Genomic DNA, 20,356 nt, shown 5'->3' with positions numbered 1-20,356 from the left:
TGCTTGCGCTGGCGCAAAATCGGACAGCGATCAAGGTAATTACTGCGCCAGATCAGGTTTCATGTCGCTGTACGCGGCTCTGATGTGGAACTTCTTCTTTGCTGATTAATCTCAATCTGGCAAAAAAATTGGCGATCAATAATGGCCTCCACCAAGGCGCCGCCCATCTTTCCCAGCGGTAGCGTCCTCCACGTGAAGGAATGCCCCGATGAAGCCAGCCACCATATTGCCCCGTATTGCCTGCCTCGCCAGCGCCTTGCTGTTGTCCGCCTGCGCCACGCCGGACCAGCCGGCACCTAAAAAACCTGCCGCGCCGACCCTGGCGCAAGTGATGAACGACGCCGATGCGGCCGCGCGCGCCGGCCAGTACGAGCGCGCCATGACCCTGCTCAAGGGCGGCGGCAGCAGCTACCCGGCCGACAAGGCGCCGTGGCTGCAAATGGCGCAGATGAAGTTCGACCGCGGTCAGTACGGCGACGCCATCGGCCATGCGCTCGAAGCGCTGGAACGCGACCCGGACGACAAGGTCGCCAACAGCATCGTCGCCGTCAGCGGCTTGCGTTTGTCCGGCAAGGCGCTGGCCGACCTGTCGCGGCAAAACAATCTGAATGGCTCGTTGCGTTCGGAAGCGCAGGACCTGGCCAAGCTGCTGCGCGCGAGCATCGGCGAAGACGTGCTGGTGCCGCCGGCCAGGCGCCCGCTGGCGGCCGGCAAGCGCGCCGCCGGTTCCGGCACACCGGCGGCGAAGGGCGCGGCAGCGCCAGGCGGCACGGCCGACCCGTTCAGTGGCCTGAAATAAGCGAGCATTCCCACCATCCCCTTGCAAAGGAAGCGCCATGCCCAAGTCCGACAGCGTGCAAAAACGCCTGCAAAAGATACGCGCGCCGCGCGTGCAAATGACCTACGACGTCGAGATTGGCGACGCGATTGAAAACAAGGAGCTGCCTTTCGTGGTCGGCGTGCTGGGCGACTTCGGCGGCAATCCGGACAGCGAAAAAAAGCGCCTGAAGGATCGCAAGTTCGTCGCCATCGACCGCGACAACTTCGACGAAGTGCTGGCCGGCGTGGAGCCGGTGGCCCGTTTCGCCGTGCCGAACCGCCTCAGCGAGGCGGGCGGCACGTTCGCCGTCGACCTGCACTTTCGCTCGATGGACGACTTCCGCCCGGAATCGGTGGTGCGCCAGGTCGATCCCTTGCGCAAGCTGCTCGAGGCGCGCACCAAGCTGGCCGACCTGCGCAACAAGCTGGCCGGCAACGACAAGCTGGAAGACTTGCTGACGGAAGTGCTGAACAACACGGACAGCCTGGCCACCCTGAAACCGCAGTTCCCAGCGCAGGAGGATTAAGATGAGCGCCCAGGCAGAAGCCCCAGAAGCCCTTGCGGTATCCACGCCCGACGCGCCGGCCGCCATCGACTTGCTCGATCAGATCGTCGAGCAGAGCCGCGTCGCCAAGTCCGGCGCCGAACATGCGCGCGCACGCGATCTGATCTCGGAACTGGTGGCGCAGGTGCTTGACGGCACGGTGCTGATGTCGACCAGCCTGTCGGCGACCTTGGACGCGCGGGTGGCGGAAATCGACCGCCTGATCTCGGCCCAGCTCAGCGAAATCATGCACGCGGCGCCATTCCAGCAGCTCGAACAAAGCTGGACGGGCCTGCGCTACCTGGTCGGCAGCTCCGATACGGGCACGCGCCTGCAGATCCGCATGTTCAACGCCACCAAGCGCGAACTGGTGAAGGATTTCCAGGCCGCGCTGGAGTTCGACCAGAGCAGCATGTTCAAGAAGGTGTATGAAGAGGAATTCGGCACCTTCGGCGGCGCGCCGTTCGCCGCGCTGCTGGGCGACTTCGCCATCTCGCGCCAGCCGGAAGACATGTATTTCATCGAGCAGATGTCGCACATCGCCGCCGCCGCGCATGCGCCCTTCATCGCTTCGGCCGCGCCGGAACTGTTTGGCCTGGAAAGCTACGGCGACCTGGGCAAGCCGCGCGACCTGGCCAAGGTGTTCGACACCATCGAGTACGCGAAATGGAAAGCCTTCCGCGAATCGGAAGACGCGCGCTACGTCGGCCTGACCTTGCCGCGTTTCCTGGGCCGGTTGCCCTTTAATCCCGTTGACGGCACCACGGTCGAAGGTTTTAACTTCGTCGAGGAAGTCGACGGCAGCGACCATCACAAATACCTGTGGTGTAACGCCGCGTATGCGTTCGGCTGCAAGCTGACAAGCGCCTTTGCCGACTACGGCTGGTGCGCCGCCATCCGCGGCGTGGAAGGCGGCGGCCTGGTGGACGACCTGCCGACCCACACTTTCAAGACGGACGAGGGCGACGTGGCCCTGAAATGTCCTGCCGAAGTGGCGATCACCGACCGCCGCGAAAAGGAATTGTCGGATCTGGGCTTCATCTCGCTGGTGCACTGCAAGAACACGGCGTATGCGGCGTTTTTCGGCGCGCAGTCGGCGCAGAAAAGCCGCAAGTACAACAGCGACGCGGCCAACGCGAACGCGCTGCTGTCATCCCAATTGCAGTACATCTTCGCCGTTTCGCGCATCGCCCATTACATGAAGGCCATGATGCGCGACAAGATCGGCAGCTTTGCCGCTGCTTCCAACGTGGAAGATTTTCTGAACCGCTGGCTGATGCAGTACGTGCTGCTCGACGATAACGCCAGCCAGGAACAGAAGGCGCAGTTCCCACTGCGCGAGGCGTCTGTGCAGGTGCATGAAGTGCCGGGCCGGCCCGGCGTGTACCGCGCCGTGTCGTTCCTGCGGCCGCACTTCCAGCTCGATGAATTATCCGTTTCGCTCCGACTGGTCGCGGAGTTGCCGAAGTCGACCAATTCCTGATCCACCCATCTTTCAACCACAGGAGCACACCATGGCAATCGATGTATATCTGCAGATAGACGGCATCAAGGGCGAGTCCACCGATGACAAGCACAAGGACTGGATCGAGTGCAAATCGGTCAGCTGGAGCGTCGAGCAGCCGAAGTCCGCCACCGCTTCGACGGGCGGCGGCCACACGGCCGAACGCTGCGAGCACAAGGACATCGTCATCTCCAAGCTGGCCGACCTGGCCTCGCCGGTGCTGCTGCAGACCTGCTCGGCCGGCAAGACCATCCCCAAGGCGCGCTTCGAATTCATGCGTGCCGACGGCCAGGGCGAGCGCGTCAAGTACTTTGAAATCGAAATCGAAAATGTGCTGATCGGCGCCGTCACGCCGAATGTGGAAGAGGGCGACATCCTCGGTGAACACGTCGGCTTGAAGTTCTCGAAAGTGAAGTGGAAATACACGCAGCAAAAAGTGACGGGCGGCGCCGGCGGCAATACTTCGGGCGGCTGGGACCTGGCCGCGAACCGCGTGGCTTGATCCATCCTTGCGCGGCGCGCGGCGGACATCCTCCTGCGCGCGCCGCGCCGACTTTTCAGGAGAGCGCATGGACAGTTATGTACCTGGCCTGTTCGACCGCCTGATGGGCGACGGCGGTGCGGCGGGCGGCGTGGCGGTGCGCCTGTCGCTGGAACAATTGAAGGATGCGGTGGCGCGCGACCTGGAAGAGCTGCTCAACACGCGCGTGGCGCTGCCGCCTGGCGCGCTCGACGCCTATCCGGAATGCGCGGCCTCCATCGTCAACTATGGCCTGATCGATTTCGCCGGCATGTGTTTGTCCAGCAGCGAAGACCGCACCCGCATCTGCGCCGCGCTGAAGGCGGCCATCGAACGCCACGAACCGCGCCTGCGCAATGTGCGCGCCCGCCTGGAGCGCGAGGCGGGCGCCATCAACCGCGTGGGTTTTGTCATCAGCGGCACCCTGGCCGTGAGATCCGGCGGGGAGACGGTCAATTTCGACGCCGTGCTGCAGCCGTCGTCGCTGCGTTATTCGATCAACCGCAAGGGAGCCGCCGCATGAGCAATAACCTGAAAACCCTGATCGCCAAACTGAATGACACGGCGCGCACGGCCGCCACCCGCGCCGCCGCCATTTGCGTGGGGCTGGGCCAGTATGAAGTCGATATCGAACACCTGTTCCTGGCGCTGCTGGAGCAGGAGCGCAGCGATTTCGTCACCATCGCGAAGCGCAGTGAAATCAGCCTGACGGCGCTGGAGGCGGACCTGCGCCGCGAGATCGGCAGCTTCCGCACGGGCAGCGCGCGCACGCCCGTCTTCTCGCCCCATTTGCCGCTGCTGTTCGAACACGCCTGGCTGATCGCTTCGCTGGACACGGCGCAGCCAGGGCCCATCCGCAGCCGCCATCTGCTATTGGCGCTGCTGACGGAGCCGGAACTGTCGCAGCTCGCATACCGCGGCTCGAAGCTGTTCGCCCGCTTCAGCGTGGAGCAATTAAAGCACCATCCGGACAAGCTGACGGCCGGTTCCGCAGAGGAAAGCGCGGCAGTGCCGCAGCTTGCCGACACGTCCGACGATCTTGTGGCTAGCCTGGCCAGCAAAACCCCGGCGCTGGACCAGTTCACCACCGACCTGACGCAGCTGGCGCGCGACGGCAAGCTCGATCCCGTGATCGGCCGCGAGGCGGAGATACGCCAGGCCGTCGACATCCTGCTGCGCCGGCGCCAGAACAATCCGATTCTTACGGGCGAGGCGGGCGTGGGTAAGACGGCCGTGGTGGAAGGCCTGGCCTTGCGCATCGCCGCCGGCGATGTGCCCGAGGTGCTGCAGGGCGCGCACATCCACGCGCTCGACATGGGCTTGCTGCAAGCCGGCGCCAGCGTGAAGGGGGAATTTGAAAGCCGGCTGAAAAACGTCATCGACGAGGTGACGAAAAGCCCGCACCCGATCATCCTATTCATCGACGAGGCGCACACGATGATCGGCGCCGGCGGCCAGGCGGGGCAGAACGATGCGGCCAACCTGCTGAAACCGGCGCTGGCGCGCGGCGCCCTGCGCACCATCGCCGCCACTACCTGGAGCGAGTACAAAAAGTATGTTGAAAAGGATGCGGCGCTGGCGCGGCGCTTCCAGGTGGTGAAGGTGGAAGAGCCGAATGAAGATATCGCCTGCGCCATGCTGCGCGCCATGGCGCCGCTGATGGAGCGCCATTTCGGCATCCGCGTGCGCGATGCCGCCATCGTCGATGCCGTGCGCCTGTCGCACCGCTACATCAGCGGGCGCCAGCTGCCCGACAAGGCCATCAGCGTGCTCGATACGGCCTGCGCCAAGGTGGCGCTGGGCCAGCGCGCCACGCCGGCGCAGCTGGAAAACGCGCACCGGCGCCAGGAACGCGTCGGCGCGGAGATCGCCGCCCTGGCCCGCGAGGCGGCCGATGGCGAAGTGCCCGACAAAGCCGGCGCCGCGCGCCTGGCGCAGCTGCGGCGCGAGCATGATGACGGGCAGGCGATGGTCGCGGCGCTGGCGCAGCGCTGGGAGCGTGAAAAGGCGCTGGTGGCGCAGATCGGCGACTTGCGCGTGCAGCTGCGCGGTGAGCGGCCGGGCGAGATCGGCGCGGCGCGCCTGCTGGCGCTGAAGGAAGAACTGGCGGCCCTGCAGGGAGAAGCGCCGCTGTCGCCGCTGGAAGTCGATGCGCAGGTGGTGGCCGGCATCGTCGCCGGCTGGACCGGCATCCCGCTGGGGAAAATGCTCAAGGATGAAATCCGCACCGTGCTGACCCTCGATGGGGCGCTGCGCGAACGGGTGCTGGGACAGGAGCACGTCATCGAGGCGGTGGCGCAGCGCGTGCGCACGGCGCGCGCCAGCCTGGACGACCCGAACAAGCCGCAAGCCGTGTTTTTGTTCACGGGGCCGTCCGGCACGGGCAAGACGGAAACGGCGCTGGCGCTGGCCGACCTGCTGTATGGCGGCGAGCGCAAGCTCATTACCATCAACATGAGCGAGTATCAGGAGGCGCACAGCGTGGCCGGTCTGAAAGGCTCGCCGCCCGGCTATGTCGGCTATGGCGAAGGCGGCGTGCTGACGGAAGCCGTGCGGCGCCAGCCCTACAGCGTGGTGTTGCTCGATGAAGCGGAAAAAGCCCACCCCGACGTGCTGGAACTGTTCTTCCAGGTCTTCGACAAGGGCGTGCTCGATGATGCCGAAGGGCGCGAAGTCGATTTTCGCAACACCATCATCATCGCCACCTCGAACCTGGGGTCCGGCGCGATGATGGCCGCCTGCCTGAACCGGGCGGCGCAAGACTTGCCCACGCCGGCCGCGCTGGAAGAACTGGTGCGCCCGCAATTGGTGGCGCACTTCAAACCGGCCCTGCTGGGGCGCCTGAAGGTGCTGCCTTTCTATCCGTTGAACGACGCGGTGCTGGCCGAAATCATCGCGCTGAAGCTGGCGCGGATAGGTACACGCATCGCGCGCAACCACCAGGCGCAGTTCAGCCATGACGCGGGCCTGGTCGACGCCGTGCTGGCGCGCTGCACCGAGGTCGATTCGGGCGCGCGCAATGTCGACCATATCCTCAACGGCAGCCTGCTGCCGGCGATCGCCGAAGCGGTGCTGGCGCGCATGGCCGCAGGCGAGCCGGTGGCATCGATACGCGTCAGCGCGAATAAGCAGGGGCAGTTCAAGTACACGATCCGATAATCCACCTTCCGGAGAGCGCCATGTTCAATCTGGAGCAATTGCTGCACCCCGTCAGCGCCGTCAGTCCATGCGGCGAAGATATCACCTTCAGCCAGGAGCTCGACGCCATCGCGCGCGCGCGCCAGCACGACGACCCGAGCCTGGACCAGGGCGAGTGGGTGACGGCGCTGAAGGAAGCCGACTGGCCCTTCGTGGCGACGCGCTGCGAACAGCTGATCGCAGCGCGCAGCAAGGATTTGCGCGTGGCAGTGTGGCTGGCCGAAGCGCACGCAAAGACGCGCCACTTCCGTGGCCTGGGCGATGGCTATGCGCTGCTGGCCGGTCTGTGCGAACGTTACTGGGATGGCCTGTACCCGCCGGCGGAAGAGGGAGACCAGGAACAGCGCATCGGCAATGTCTTCTGGCTGCTGTCACGCACGCCCCAGCTGCTGCGCGAGATCCCGCTGACCGAAGGCGCCGACGGCTTGTACTCGCTGCAGGATTTCGAGGCGGCGCGCCAGCGCGCGGCCGCCAGCCTGGCGCAGGGCGCAGCGGATCAGGGCTGGGGCGATGCGCGTCACGAAGAAGGGACGACCCTGGCGCAGATGGAGGCGGCGCGGCAAAGGAATACGCGCACCTTTTCCGACGCCTTGCTGGCTGATGCGCAGTACTGCATGCAGTCGATGCTGGCGTTCGAGCGCAGCGTCGATGCGCGTTTCGGCGCCGATGGTCCGAGTTTTCGCGCCGCGCGCGAAGCGCTGGAAAACGTCATTCACTTCATCGCGCCGCTGTCGCCTGGCGCCGACTTTGCCGGCGCGCCGGCCGCCGCTGGCCAGGGTGCCGGTGGCAGCGGGGGCGCCATTGTGCAGCGCCAGCAGGCGCTGGCCCAGCTGCGCCAGGTGGCCGATTTCTTCCGCCGCACGGAGCCGCACAGCCCCGTCGCTTACCTGGCCGACAAGGCCGCCAGCTGGGGCGAGCTGCCGCTGCACCTGTGGTTGCGCGCCGTCGTGAAGGACTCCAGTACGCTGGCGCAGCTCGACGAAATGCTGGGCACGAACAGCGCAAGCGGATGATGGCGTTTGCCCCTTCCATGCTACTCTTCGGGCATGTCCAGAATGCCCATCCTGCCTGCCGCGCTATGCCTGTTCATTGCTGCCAGCGCGCAGGCCGAGGGGGTAACGCCGCTGGTGATTTATGGGGACGATGATTATCCGCCGTACTCCTACGTTGAAAACGGCCAGCTGAAAGGCATCTACACGGAGATCGTGCGCGAAGCGGCGCAATCGATGCCGCAGTATGCGGTGCAGCTGCGTCCCGTGCCCTGGAAACGGGGCGTGCTGATGCTGCAGACAGGCGAGGCGTTTGCCCTGTATCCGCCGTATTCGTGGCGCAGCGAGCGGCCGTATGTGCGCTATTCCGTGCCGCTGCTGATGGAGCAGCTGGTGGTGCTGTGCAACCGGGAGGTGCTGGCCAAGCGCACGCTGCGGCAGTGGCCCGCCGATTACGGCGGCCTGCACATCGGCGTGAATGCGGGGTTTTTGCTCGGTGATGCGAAGCAGACGGCAGCCCTGCAAGCGGCCAGCATCGTGTTCGATACGGCCAAGGGCACGCGCACGAATCTGCTCAAGCTGATGCGCGGTCGCATCGATTGCTATGTCAGCGACCGCCTGTCTGCGCAGTGGGAATTGCAGCGTATCCGGCGCGAAGGGCCGCCGGGCACGCCGATGCAGGCGATACAGGAAACGGCGCAGCTGGCCAGCCAGCAGGGCCACCTGGGTTTTACGGCGCGCCGGCCCGCCACCTACCCTTATCGCGATGATTTTATCGAACAATTCAATGCCGCCATCGTGCGCATGCAACATAGTGGCGCGATCCGCCGCATCATCGACCGTGCGCTGCTGCCCTGACGTTGCCACCTTGATTCACCCGATGGAGAAGACCATGAAAAAACTGCTGTTCCTGTGTGTGCTCGTGCTGGCCGGCTGCGTGGGCCGCCCCGAGAATATTGTGCCTGTTAGTAACTTCGACACGAGCCGCTATCTGGGCAAGTGGTATGAGATCGCGCGCCTCGACCATTCCTTCGAGCGGGGCCTGAGCCAGGTGACGGCCGATTACAGCTTGCGCCAGGATGGCGGCCTGAAAGTGCTCAATCGCGGCTACAAGGATGCGGACGCGGTCTGGAAGGATGCGGAAGGCAAGGCGTATTTCGTCGACAAGAAAGACGTGGGCTACCTGAAAGTGTCGTTTTTCGGCCCCTTCTATGGTTCCTACATTGTTTTTGATTTGGACCAGCAAGATTACAGCTATTCCATGATCAGCGGCCCCGACAAGTCCTACTTCTGGCTGTTGTCGCGCACGCCAACCATGGACCCGGCCTTGCAGCAGCGCCTGATCGGAAAAGCCGCTGGCCTGGGTTTCGATACATCAAAATTGATCTATGTAAAGCAAAACTGACCTTGCTTGCCTGCCGCCCGTTCGTGGCGGCATACCATCTTCTGAGTGTTGCTTTTCTGCATGTTATTTCTTGCAATACCACTCTGATTCACTCACAATCTGCTCCAAAGTAGTGCGCTGCGGCGCGCTGCCATTCCGGTGGCGACCTTACCGTTGCGCCACCGCTCGTGATTGCCGCACGGCAGATGCCTGCTATATTGGTACGTAGCAGTAGCTCGGTTTCGTGGCGTCTGTGCATCGTTTTCTTCAGATAGGAATCACGTAATGAAAAACCTCAAGATCGGCGTACGTCTCGGTGGCGGTTTTGCCGCCGTCCTGTTCCTGTTGACCAGCCTGACCGTGGTGGGCATCGTGCAGATGCAAAGCGCCAGCAAGGAAACCGATGCGCTCGTCAACGTCAAGGTGCGCAATGAGCGCCTGATCGCCGAGTGGACCAAGGTCATCGAGGTCAATGCGGCGCGCACGGCCGCCGCCTGGAAAGTCAGCGATCCCGAACACCAGAAGCAGTTCGAAAAGGAAATGGCGGTCTCGTCGGCACGCGCCACGGAAATCCAGAACGATATCGGCAAGAGCGAGCTGAGCGCGGACGAGCAGGCGCTCTACCAGGAAGTATTGAGCACGCGCAAGGCGTACACGGAAGTGCGCAAGAATGTGTTCAAGGCCAAGAATGCGGGCGACCTGGAACTGGGCAAGCGCCTGTATGAAGGCGACATGGCCGTCAAGCGCGATATCTACCTGGCGTCGCTGAAGAAGCTGGAATTGCTGGAAGCCAAATTGCTCGATGAAACGGCCGCGCAAATCCGTTCGCGCTACGAAAACGGCCGTTTGCTGCTGATCTCGCTGGGCGTGGTGGCCATCTTGCTGGGCATCGCCTGCGCATACTGGATCACGCGCTCGATCACGCGTCCCATCACGCGCGCCGTCGAGGTGGCGGAAGCCGTTTCCGCTGGCGACCTGACCAGCCATATCGTGGTGGAAAGCCGCGATGAGACGGGGCAATTGATGCATGCGCTGAAAAACATGAACGATAAACTGGTCAGCATCGTGGGCCAGGTGCGCGCCGGCACCGAATCGATCAGCACGGCGTCGAGCGAAATCGCCGCCGGCAACCTGGACTTGTCGTCACGCACGGAAGAGCAGGCCAGTTCGCTGGAAGAGACGGCGTCGTCCATGGAAGAGCTGACCTCCACCGTGAAACTCAATGCCGACAATGCGCGCAGCGCGAATCAACTGGCCATCGACGCTTCGCAGATCGCCAGCAAGGGTGGCGTGGTGGTGTCGGAAGTGGTCAGCACCATGGGTTCGATCAACGATTCCTCGCGCAAGATTGTCGACATCATCAGCGTCATCGACGCCATCGCCTTCCAGACGAATATCCTGGCCCTGAACGCGGCCGTGGAAGCGGCCAGGGCCGGTGAACAGGGCCGTGGTTTTGCCGTCGTGGCTTCCGAGGTGCGCAACCTGGCGCAGCGTTCCAGCGCGGCGGCCAAGGAAATCAAGGGCTTGATCGACGATTCCGTGCAAAAGGTCGAGGCCGGTTCGCAACTGGTGGACAAGGCTGGCCGCACCATGGATGAAATCGTGCAAAGCATCAGCCATGTGACGCAGATCATGAACCAGATCACCGACGCCAGCGATGAACAGCGCGCCGGCATCGAACAAGTCAACCAGGCCATCGGCCAGATGGACCAGGTGACGCAGCAAAACGCGGCCCTGGTGGAAGAAGCGGCCGCGGCGGCCGAATCCATGCAGGAACAGGCGGCCAGACTGGCCGAGGTCGTGGGCGTGTTCAAGCTCGATGCGACGCAGCAATATGTTGCCGCCAGTGCTGGCCCGTCCGTGACGGCGTCTGCGCCAATCAAAGCTGCCACGCGAGTTGCCATGCAAGCTGCCGCGCGACCTGCGATACGGCCCGCCAAGCGACACGCGCCGGCATCGGCTGTGACCGCGTCCACGTCGGACAAGGCGGCGCCAGTGGAAGCGATGCGCCCGCGCGCGCCAAAGGCGCCCGTGGCATCCGGCGCTGACGAATGGGAAGAATTTTAAGCGAAGATTCCCCTCGGCATGGCGCGGGCGCTACAATCGCGGCTTGAAGACAGCCGCGAACGCGCTCCGCCATGACCACCCGCCGTACCTCCAGCCCGATTTTCAACCCTATCTCTAGCGCTATCGCCAGCCCTGCCACCGCCTCGTCCTCCCTGGCTGAACCGGCCAAACGGGCGCGCTGCCCCGCCTGCCTGCGCGCAGCAAGCAGCTGCATCTGCCGCTGGATCGCCCCCGTTGCCCACGCGGTGGACGTGCTGATCCTGCAGCATCCGCTGGAAGTCCACAATGCCAAGGGCAGCGCCCGCTTGCTGCACCTGAGCTTGCCCAACAGCCGCATGCTGACGGGCGAGCAGTTTGCCCCCGATACGCTCGCCGGACTGCTGGCCGGCAAGCACAACGTGCTGCTATACCCCGATACGCCCGGCGACCGTTCGCTGGGCATCGCGCCGCCGCCAGCGCTCGACCCCGCCATCTTGCTCGATCCCACCTTATTGCGGCTGGTGGTGCTGGATGCCACCTGGCGCAAGAGCCGCAAGATGCTGTATCTGAATCCCCCGTTGCAACAGCTGCCGCGCCTGCCCCTGCGCGATACGCCCGCTTCCCATTACCTGATCCGCAAGGCGCACGCGCCAGACCAGTTATCGACCCTGGAAGCGACGTGCTATGCCCTGATGCAGTTGGAGCAGGACGTACCCCGCTTCGTTCCCTTGATCGGGGCATTTGACGGCTTTGTCGCGCAGCAGTTGAGTTATGTCATACCGGAGGGGGAAAAAGCGTGAAACGGCATCACGCCAACCCTTGATCTTGTCCGCATGGCGGCATAGTATACTGTACGTATATACAGTTGATGGGGCCGTTCATGAAAGCAATCATTCCAGAGCACGATGACAGCTTCGCCGGGCAAGCCATGTTGCCGCCGCAATCGCTGAAAGCCCACAAGGGGCGCGGCGCCGTCTCGAACCTGCAGGGGCGCTACGAAGTGCACGCGCGTGCCGGTTTCGATGACGGCTGGAGCGTGGGCGGCCTGGATGCGGCAGATGGTGAGGCGCCGGCGCCGGGCTGGAAGACGCAGGTCAGCGACGAGCAGGCGCGCACTATTCTCACGCGCAACGCTTCGCCCGATTTGCCATTCAACGTCTCTCTGAATCCGTACCGGGGCTGCGAACATGGTTGCATTTATTGCTTTGCCCGCCCTACGCACAGCTATCTGGGCCTGTCGCCGGGCCTGGACTTCGAAAGCCGCATCTACGCCAAGGTGAATGCCCCCGAACTCTTGCGGCGCGAGCTGGCCAAGCCCTCGTATGTGCCCGAACCGATCGCCCTGGGCGTCAATACCGATGCGTATCAGCCGTGCGAACGCGAACGGCAGCTGACGCGGCGCGTGCTGGAAGTGCTGCACGAATGCGATCATCCCGTGGCGCTGATCACGAAATCGTCGTTGATCGAACGCGACATCGACATTCTGGCGCCCATGGCGGCCAAGCGCCTGGCAGCCGTGGCCGTGACTGTCACCACGCTCGACCCGGCCATCGCGCGCACTCTGGAACCGCGCGCGGCCGCCCCGGCGCGGCGCCTGCGCACCATCCGCACCCTGACGGAGGCGGGTATTCCCGTGGGCGTGAGCATTGCGCCCATCATCCCGTTCGTGACGGAGCCGGAAATCGAGCAGCTGCTCGAAGCCGTGCGCGATGCGGGTGCCATCCACGCCCATTACGTGGTGCTGCGCCTGCCGTGGGAAGTGAGCCCCTTGTTCCAGCAATGGCTGGAAGCGCACTTCCCGGAACGGGCCCAGCGCGTGATGAACCGGGTACGTGAAATGCGTGGCGGCAAGGATTACGACAGCGCGTTCGGCACGCGCATGCGGGGCGAAGGCGTGTGGGCCGACCTTATCCGCCAGCGCTTTGAAAAAGCCGTGCACCGGCTGGGGCTGCACGGCAAGGGCGGTCGCTTCAAGCAGCTCGATTGCACGCAGTTCCGCCGGCCGCTGGTGGTGCCGCCGTTGGGAAACAAGGCAAAAGGGGGAAATGCGGGTCAGCTGGATTTGTTCTAGCGCATGGCGTGACCGGACTGCGGTCAATGCAGTTCCCGCTTCCGGCAGAGGCCAGGAGGCGGGAATCTGGCGAGCGGAATCGGTGCTCAGTGGCAGATGGCAAAGGTGCCATTCACGCCTTGCCAATGAATCGCGCCGCGCCGGGCGCAGCAGGCGCTGCAATTATGGGCTGTCGGTCCGCCTATCGGCCCGTGTGTATCGAAGCACTGGCCTTGGCCCGTGTTGGTCGGTCCGCAAGCGGACGGCTGCATGCCGCTGGTATGCGGGCCGCTGGCTTGTACGTTGGCTTGTACGTTGATAGGGCCACGCGCGCTGCGCGAAACAGGCGGGCTTTGTAGTGGGAGTCGCATCGCTGTCCTTCCTCAATCGTGGGTGATGCCGGCTGGCTGAACGGGCGACGAGAAACTCATCGCCCGCAGGCATGCCGGGTTTAGCCGGGATGGCTCGATCTTGCTGGCTTGATCAGCAAACGGTGGCGTTGCAAGCCATCAGGCAGAGTTGCTGTGCGGTGCCGCTCAAGGCGCCGCAAGCCGCTTTGCACAGGGTGCAGGTAATGCCGGAAGGAGCGACGCCCTGGCTGATGGCGGAGATGCTGGGGCTGCGTTGTACGGCTTTGGCTTGCAATGGCAGATTGTTCATTTCGAAACTCCTTGTGGTGGCGCCGCCGCGGGCAGCGGCAATGGGTGTGCGTACCGAAGTACGGTGCTGATCGTTTCCCGCCAACGACCGTATGCTGAGGCGCGTGCACGCATCGCTGCGCCCACGTGCCCCGACATTCAAATGCTGTTAGCGTTGCGACCAGTAGCGCACTGCGCCGACGCTGACCGGTATCACGTCGCTGACGTCGACGGCGAAGCGGGCGACCGTGTTGGCTACCTGCAGGTTTTCCGGGTTGAAGAAGGTCATGATGATGTCGTAGCATTCGGAGCCCGGGCGGCAGACAGGGCTCTGTTGCACGACGATGGTATCGAGCTGCATGCCGGTGGTCTTGGCCAGCATTTCCGCCGCTTGCATGGCATTCGTGGCCGAGAAGTTGAGCGCGCGGTCCATGCCCGTGACGCCCAGGTTGCGGAAGTCGTAATAGATGCGGTTCAGGAAGTTTTCCAGGCGCGCGCCCGTGTTGCTGCTGTTGATTTCCAGGCTGTCCTGCACCGCCATCAGGCTGTCGATCAGCTGCGGCACATTCCAGCTGAACATGCCCCGGATGGCCGGCTGGATCACGGGAACGACCTGGCCGGACATCAGCCTGGCGGCGCCCGAGATTACGCCGGGAAACGAATTCATGACGACCAGGCCATCGATGGTGCCGACATAGGCCTCGAACAGCAGTTCATAGGTCAGGTCGGCATATGGGCCGACGGGAACGATCGCATAAATCGGCGTGGCGTCCAGGTTGACGGTCCAGGTCAGCGATTGGCGGAAATATGGCTTTGCGCGCAGGAATTCGATCAATTGCTGCGGATCGCCAGGATTGTCCCTGCCTGGTGGCATGGCCTGGACGAAGGAATCGCGGCGCGCTTCACTGCCGAAGTCGATGCCCAGGTTGCCCAGCGCATACACCAGGGTCGGGCCCTTGGCGCTGCCGCCGCCGCAGCCGCAATCGGAGGCATCGATGCCGGAAGCGCTGATGCCTTGCCGCGTCGCGCCGGAAGGGCCCGCGAAGTTGGCCGGAGAGGGGGTTTCCAGCATGGGAATGCTGAGCGGATGCGCCTGCGCGGAAGTGTCGGCATTGGCTGGGCTCGCTTCAATCACAGTATCGTCTGACATTTCAATTTTCCCTTTTAATAATAGTTGAGTGGCGTCCGGCACATTCAATGTCCCAGTCAGGAGGCGGCGACAGTCCAGCTCGCCATTGGTGTTGCAACGCGTTGCGCTTTGCAGCAATGCGCTGCAAACTCCACGAGGGTCAGGACGATCCCCATGTTGGTGTTGCCGGCATAGCAGCAAGGCTGCGATGGCCGAGACGATCGGGGTGGCAAAGCTGGTGCCGCTGCTGAGCCGCACGCGCCCTGCGGGAGCTGCGCCGAGGATGTCGGTGCCGGGCGCCATGATGCCGCGCGCGCGATAGGCTTCGCCCCAGTTGCTGTTGGGCATGGGCGCGCCTTGCCGGTCCAGGGCGCCGACGACCAGGGTGTACTCGATGGAGGCGGGAATATGCAGGCAATCGCAGCCGTCATTACCCGCCGCCGCGATCAGCAGGACGTTGCGTTCATGGCACAGCTGTATGGCTTTTTGCAGCAGGCCATCGGCGGCGCCGCTGTCGGACAGTTCACCGCCGCTGACATTGATGATGTGCGCGCCGTGCTCGACGGCCTGGGTGATGGCGCGGGCCAGGTCGAGCTGCGTGCATTGTGTCAGTGCGCCGTCGGCGCGGTCGGCAAAGATGGGTAGGATCAAGCCCCGACAATGGGGGGCCAGGCCCGTGACGGGGCTGCCGGGCTGGCCAAAGATGATGCTGGCGACATGGGTGCCATGTTGCGATGCCCGGCCGCTGCCGCTGGCACCCGTGGCGAGCGTGTCGAGCAGTTGCAGCCTGGCGCCGGCAAAGCAGGGATGGCTGGTATCGACGGGACCGTCGAGCACGGCGATGCAGATGTCGGCACAGCCGGTGTTGCCATCTTGCAAGGCAGCCAGGCCGGGCAGCAAGCCATGATTGGCCAGGCTGTCGTGGGTGGTGGATACTTCCATGGTCGTCGGCACGCGGCGCTCCTTGCTGGGTCCTGGAGGGCGTGCGGCTCACCGCTTGAGGTGCTCCGCCCGCCTGCTGCGGCGCCTGTTGCTCTAGCGCCGATAGCATGATCTTTAGCAAGGGCTGTGCCAGAAGGCCAAGTGCTTGATTTTCAAGGGATGGCGCTGATTTGCATTGTCGTGACGCAACAATGATGACTGATATCGTCCACTCTTTTTGAGCGTGATGGACGAAAACGGCAGGCGGCAAGGACGGGGAGGGGGCGCCCGGGACACGGCATGGCGTGACGCGGGCGCGTGCGGCGGTTCAGCTATCCTTGCTGTAGCAGGCGCGGCTGGGACGCAGGCGCATGCGCACGAGGGACACCAGGAAGCTGAAGCCTGCCTGGTTCGGATCGATGACCGGCACATAGGTCTGCAGCGCGTCCTCCAGCAGCGCGCTGACGCGCGCGGCGACGCCGACAAATCCTGTGCAGCCGAGCAGGATGGACTGGGCGCCGTCTTCCTGTATCGCCAGCATGGCGGCCTGGAAGGTTTTTTCGACCACCGTGTCCAGCTTGCCGAGATCGGCGACGGGACAGTCGATGGAACGGATCGAGGCGAAGCTGTCCTGTAAGCCGTAAGCCTGCATGTGGCCCCGCTGCATGGCGAGCGTGCTGGGCAGTATCGTCATGATCGACAGGCGCTGGCTGAGGGCCAGCGCCGTAAAGGCGGCGGGCGGGAAGCCGCCGAGGATGGGAATGTCGATCACTTCGCGCGCGGCCTCCACGCCGCACATGTCGAAGTCGCTGAGCCAGATGCCGTCATAGCCTTCGCCTTCGATTTCTCTGGCCAGCTGCACCACCGGATAACCGTTTTGCAGCCAGTCGACGCGGTATTCGATGCAGTCGTGCCCGCTCGAAATATTGCGTACGGACACTTCGACATCGGGCGGCATCACGGGCTCGATGGCGTCCAGCAGGCGCTGATTGTAGATGGACGTGGACACCGGCGCCACGATACAGATGCGCAGCGGCTTCATGCGGCGCTCCCTGCCGCTGCGCCGGTGTTGCCCGCCAGCGGCACGTAGGGGCCCAGGTAGCCGATGGTGTTGAGCAGTTGCATGAAGCTGTCGAGTATCAGGCCGCCCCGTTCCCGCAATGCCGGGTGGGCTTGCAGGCCCAGCAGCGTCACCTTGCGCTGCAGGAGGGCCGGGTTGAGCGTGCCGTCAGGCAGCAGCAAGTCGCCATTCGAATACACGGCCTGGCCATCGCCCTCGACAAAGTAACTGATGGTGTCGGGCGCCATGCAGAGGGGCGTGCTGCGGCTGCTATCCCAGGCCAGCAGCGATTCGTTCTGGTACAGGACCGTGCATAGCCGTTCACCCGCGCGGATGGTGATCTTGCCCAGGTCGAAGCCATTGCGCGAGTCGACTTCGGCGGCGACGAATGTACCCTGAGGAAACAATGGCCAGGCGCGCATGTCGCATTGCCGCGCAAGATAGTCGACCAGTTCGTCCGCGTTGCGCAAGCGGCCTGCCTGCAGTTCGCGGCCCAGGCGCAGGGCGCGTCCCAGGGTGCCGCGCACGGGCAGCGCGCGGGCCAGTTCCGCCGGCGCCATGATCCACATGGCCAGCCCGCCGAACTGCTTGAAATCGGCCTGCGAGACGATGGGGCGCATCATCTGGTCGATGATCGTTGCCACGTCCTGCTGGTGGGCGTGGGCGCCGTTCACGCCCTGGCTCGGCTGGACGTCGAGTTCCACGCGCAGTCCCGACTGGCTGACGAGGAAGGCCGGGCGCGGATTGATCTGCTCGGCCGCATACGTCAGCTGCGGCAGCGAGGGAACGGCGCGGCCGGCGCCATCGGCGTCGATCACCGCCAGCCCCAGGTGGGCGGCGACCAGGCAGGCGACGAGAAACCCCAGTGCCCCGCTCTCGGGCGGCGCCAGGTAGGCCAGGGTGCGGTTTTCCAGCGCCAGGCGCTCCCTGACGGCGATCACGGCATCGACGGGACCTTGCGGAAGTTGGGCGCCATTGATCGCCACGGGCGAACCCAGGTAAGCCACCATGACCGTCTCGCCATCGGTGGCTTCGTCGACGCTGACCACGCGCACTTGGGCGTCCGGATAGTAATCGCCGGCGTGGAATTGGGCCAGCAGGCTGCGCGCGGAAGTGAGCGTGCCGCCGCCACCGCTGCCGAAGAAGCAAGCTCCCAGCAGTAGCGATTCAAGGTCATCGTGGTTCAGCACATAGCTCATGTTGCGGGTCCTCAGGTTGGCATGGCATGGGAATGGTTTGCGCCAGGGTGGTCTGCAACTGCAGCGCCTGGGCAAACCGGGGGAAAGCCGTGTCACGTTCCACGCCGCGCAAGGCGCGCGTGAGGTGTTCGAGTGCTTCGGGCCGGCGTCCGCGCTGCAGCAGCAGTTGCGCCAGGCGGGTCGCCACCAGCAGGCCGCCGGCCGTCGCGCCCAGCGCCTTGGCGGTCGACAGCGCACTGCCCAGTTCGCGTTCCGCGTTGTCCAGGTCACCCACCGCGATCCACGTCTGCGCATGCATGTCGAGCAGTTCGACCAGATAGGCCCGTTCGCCATGTTCCAGCGCCAGTTCGATGGCGCCGTGCAGCAGTTGCCGGGCTTGCGATGGCTGGCCTGCCGACAGCAGCAGCTCGCCCCGTTTCCAGGCCTGGAATGAATGGAAGAGCATGCCGCCTTCGCACAGCATGTATTGCTGGTAGCCATCGGCGATGCGCTGTTCGGTCTGCGCATGGACGTTGCCCGACGCCAATGCGCAGGCATGGAATATCTGGCCCACTCCCAGGTAGAATTGATAGCCATATTCGCTGGCGACGGTTTGCAGGTCTGCCGCCAGGTTTGCCAGCCGGCTCCAGTCCTCGAACATGCAGGCGAGCCACGCGGCGCCCTGCAGTGCGATGGCGCGATGGAAGGGATGCGGGTTGTCGGCGCCGCCGCGCAATGCCAGGTGGTCCATCACCTGGCGCGCGCGCCGGAAGGCGCCGCTCTGGAAGCAGGACAGGCCTTCGAAAGTGGTCGACAGCGCGGCGATGTCCAGGCCCTGTCCCCCGGTGTCGGCCGATGCCGCGCCGCATAGCAGGTGTCCACGCTCCAGGCAGGCCAGCGTCTCGCGGTAATCGCCGAGCCAGAACAGCGTGTTGGCCAGGGCCAGGTGGGCCTGCGACAGCAAGTCCGTGTCACCTATGGCTTGCGCCCGCTGCAGCATGTCTTGCGCCGTAGCCCGCGCCGCCACCAGGTCCAGCGCCATCAGTTGCGAGCTCCAGATGCCGAAGCGCAGGGCGGTGATTTCCACCTCGTCGCCCAGCGCCGCCGCTTCCTGCAATGCCTGCTGGTAGCAGGCGAGCGCTTCCGCGCTTTGCCAGCCGCTGATGCCGCGGTGCGAAATGGCGAGCCAGCGGTGCAGGTCGCAGCTCAGGCGGCGCGCGGTGCAGGGGTGGGCGTCGGCGGCCAGCAAGGTGAGGCCGTGACGCAATACTTCGATGGCTTCCTTGAAACGGGCCGCCTCGATCAGCGCACGTCCCTCCAGCAGGCAGACGCGGGCAAAATTGCTGCGCTCCTCGTCGCCATGCACGCGGCGTTCGATGACCTTGCGGTTGATGCCCAGGTGGCGCGCCGCGATCGTCTTGTTGCCATCGGCAAGGCGCATCGCATAGTCGATCAGCAATTGTTCCGCGGCCTCCAGCTTGTCGTCGCCTTCCAGCCGCATGAGGGCTTCCGCCAGCAGCGTGTGATCCGCGTCTTCCGGCATGCCCGCCGACAGGAAGGCTTCCAGGCTGTGGGCATCGATCAGCGCCGATTCGGCCAGTATCGACAGCCGTTCAACCAGGTTGCGCAGTTCGCGGATATGGCCGGGCCAGGCATGCCGGCCCAGGCGTTCCATGGCGGTGGCGGTAAAGCGGATGGGCCGCTTCTGCAGGCTGGCAAAGTGGGCGGCGAGGGCGGCGACGTCGCCGCGGCGCTGGTCCAGGCCCGGTACGTCGAGTTTCAATACCGCCAGCCGGTAATACAGGTCTTCGCGGAAACGGCCCGCTTGCACCATCGCGGCCAGGTCGCAGTGGGTGGCGGCCACGATGCGGCCGTTGAACGGCTGGGTATCACCTCCGCCCAGTGGCCGGAAACAGCGTGCTTCGAGTACGCGCAGCAGCTTGCTCTGTACACCTAGCGGCAATTCGCCTATTTCATCGAGAAACAGCGTGCCTTGTCCCGCCTGGGCGAAGAACCCGGTGCGGCTGTTGAGCGCTCCCGTAAATGCGCCCTTGGTATGGCCGAAGAGTTCCGCGTCGATCAGGTGTTCCGGCAGTGCGCCGCAGTTGAGATCGACAAAGGGCGCAGCGGGATCGCCGCTGTGCCGGTGCACGAGCTGGGCGATGATTTCCTTGCCGGAACCGGTTGGGCCACTGATGAGCACCGTGCAGCGGGTCGGCGCCACGGCTTCGACCATGCGCAGCAGGCGTTGGAATATTGGGGAGCTGCCAATGATGTTCAGCCCGCCCCCGGCGCTGCCGCAGTGGACGGGGACATGCACAGGGGCAATAGCGCCTGCTCCGGGAAGCATGCAATGCGGCTGCCTCCCATGCTGT

At 64.5% G+C, this 20,356-nt stretch carries 17 protein-coding genes; 12 read left to right on the top strand and 5 right to left on the bottom strand.

Annotated elements, in window-relative coordinates; genetic code table 11:
• Positions 1-208 precede the first annotated feature (208 nt).
• The 12 genes from AC3IQ7_RS21715 (at position 209) to AC3IQ7_RS21660 (ending at position 13,076) form a co-directional block, all read left to right on the top strand.
• On the top strand, positions 209-799 hold the full coding sequence (locus AC3IQ7_RS21715; RefSeq protein ID WP_489207295.1) for a hypothetical protein: 591 nt from the start codon (positions 209-211) through the stop codon (positions 797-799).
• Positions 800-836: 37 nt separating this feature from the next.
• Positions 837-1,346, top strand: a complete 510-nt coding sequence (gene tssB / locus AC3IQ7_RS21710; RefSeq protein ID WP_035820626.1) for a type VI secretion system contractile sheath small subunit — start codon at positions 837-839, stop codon at positions 1,344-1,346.
• A gap of 1 nt (position 1,347) precedes the next feature.
• Positions 1,348-2,847, top strand: a complete 1,500-nt coding sequence (tssC, locus tag AC3IQ7_RS21705; RefSeq protein WP_489207294.1) for a type VI secretion system contractile sheath large subunit — start codon at positions 1,348-1,350, stop codon at positions 2,845-2,847.
• A gap of 31 nt (positions 2,848-2,878) precedes the next feature.
• Positions 2,879-3,370: an Hcp family type VI secretion system effector gene (locus AC3IQ7_RS21700; protein ID WP_489207293.1), complete on the top strand. Its 492-nt coding sequence runs from the start codon at positions 2,879-2,881 to the stop codon at positions 3,368-3,370.
• Between the two features lie 67 nt (positions 3,371-3,437).
• The gene (tssE, locus tag AC3IQ7_RS21695) at positions 3,438-3,911 is read left to right on the top strand and encodes a type VI secretion system baseplate subunit TssE (RefSeq protein ID WP_322428231.1); all 474 of its coding nucleotides are present in this window, start codon (positions 3,438-3,440) and stop codon (positions 3,909-3,911) included.
• The gene (gene tssH / locus AC3IQ7_RS21690; protein ID WP_489207292.1) at positions 3,908-6,547 is read left to right on the top strand and encodes a type VI secretion system ATPase TssH; all 2,640 of its coding nucleotides are present in this window, start codon (positions 3,908-3,910) and stop codon (positions 6,545-6,547) included. The genes tssE and tssH overlap by 4 nt, the downstream gene beginning before the upstream one ends.
• Before the next feature lie 20 nt (positions 6,548-6,567).
• A complete protein-coding gene (gene tssA, locus AC3IQ7_RS21685; protein WP_099378253.1) occupies positions 6,568-7,599 on the top strand; it encodes a type VI secretion system protein TssA in 1,032 nt (343 codons plus the stop codon).
• 33 nt (positions 7,600-7,632) lie between these two features.
• Positions 7,633-8,433 (top strand): substrate-binding periplasmic protein, encoded by an 801-nt coding sequence (locus tag AC3IQ7_RS21680; RefSeq protein ID WP_099378254.1) that lies wholly within the window; start codon positions 7,633-7,635, stop codon positions 8,431-8,433.
• 34 nt (positions 8,434-8,467) lie between these two features.
• A complete protein-coding gene (locus tag AC3IQ7_RS21675) occupies positions 8,468-8,980 on the top strand; it encodes a lipocalin family protein (protein ID WP_099378417.1) in 513 nt (170 codons plus the stop codon).
• A gap of 264 nt (positions 8,981-9,244) precedes the next feature.
• Positions 9,245-11,026: a methyl-accepting chemotaxis protein gene (locus tag AC3IQ7_RS21670; RefSeq protein WP_489207291.1), complete on the top strand. Its 1,782-nt coding sequence runs from the start codon at positions 9,245-9,247 to the stop codon at positions 11,024-11,026.
• Positions 11,027-11,097: 71 nt separating this feature from the next.
• Entirely contained in the window at positions 11,098-11,805 is a 708-nt protein-coding gene (locus AC3IQ7_RS21665; protein ID WP_489207290.1) for a tRNA-uridine aminocarboxypropyltransferase, read from the top strand.
• 80 nt (positions 11,806-11,885) lie between these two features.
• Positions 11,886-13,076 (top strand): PA0069 family radical SAM protein, encoded by a 1,191-nt coding sequence (locus AC3IQ7_RS21660; protein ID WP_489207289.1) that lies wholly within the window; start codon positions 11,886-11,888, stop codon positions 13,074-13,076.
• A gap of 462 nt (positions 13,077-13,538) precedes the next feature.
• Here the strand turns inward: AC3IQ7_RS21660 and AC3IQ7_RS21655 are convergent, their stop codons facing one another.
• From AC3IQ7_RS21655 to AC3IQ7_RS21635, 5 genes are all read right to left on the bottom strand, one after another.
• Positions 13,539-13,715: a hypothetical protein gene (locus AC3IQ7_RS21655; RefSeq protein WP_158301208.1), complete on the bottom strand. Its 177-nt coding sequence runs from the start codon at positions 13,713-13,715 to the stop codon at positions 13,539-13,541.
• A gap of 147 nt (positions 13,716-13,862) precedes the next feature.
• Positions 13,863-15,776: a cyanobactin maturation protease PatG family protein gene (locus AC3IQ7_RS21650; protein ID WP_489207288.1), complete on the bottom strand. Its 1,914-nt coding sequence runs from the start codon at positions 15,774-15,776 to the stop codon at positions 13,863-13,865.
• A 295-nt stretch (positions 15,777-16,071) separates the two neighbouring features.
• Positions 16,072-16,785, bottom strand: a complete 714-nt coding sequence (locus AC3IQ7_RS21645; protein ID WP_489207287.1) for an aspartate/glutamate racemase family protein — start codon at positions 16,783-16,785, stop codon at positions 16,072-16,074.
• Complete coding sequence (locus tag AC3IQ7_RS21640; protein WP_489207286.1) at positions 16,782-18,002, bottom strand: S-methyl thiohydantoin desulfurase domain-containing protein; 1,221 nt, start codon at positions 18,000-18,002, stop codon at positions 16,782-16,784. Before AC3IQ7_RS21640 ends, AC3IQ7_RS21645 begins: the two co-directional genes overlap by 4 nt.
• A complete protein-coding gene (locus AC3IQ7_RS21635) occupies positions 17,977-20,301 on the bottom strand; it encodes a sigma 54-interacting transcriptional regulator (RefSeq protein WP_489207285.1) in 2,325 nt (774 codons plus the stop codon). The genes AC3IQ7_RS21640 and AC3IQ7_RS21635 overlap by 26 nt, the downstream gene beginning before the upstream one ends.
• Between the last annotated feature and the right edge of the window lie 55 nt (positions 20,302-20,356).

The organism is Janthinobacterium sp. GL_088 (genome assembly GCF_057837845.1).
The sequence above is the reverse complement of the archived record's forward strand: the minus strand, read 5'-3'. Positions and strand labels throughout refer to the sequence as shown.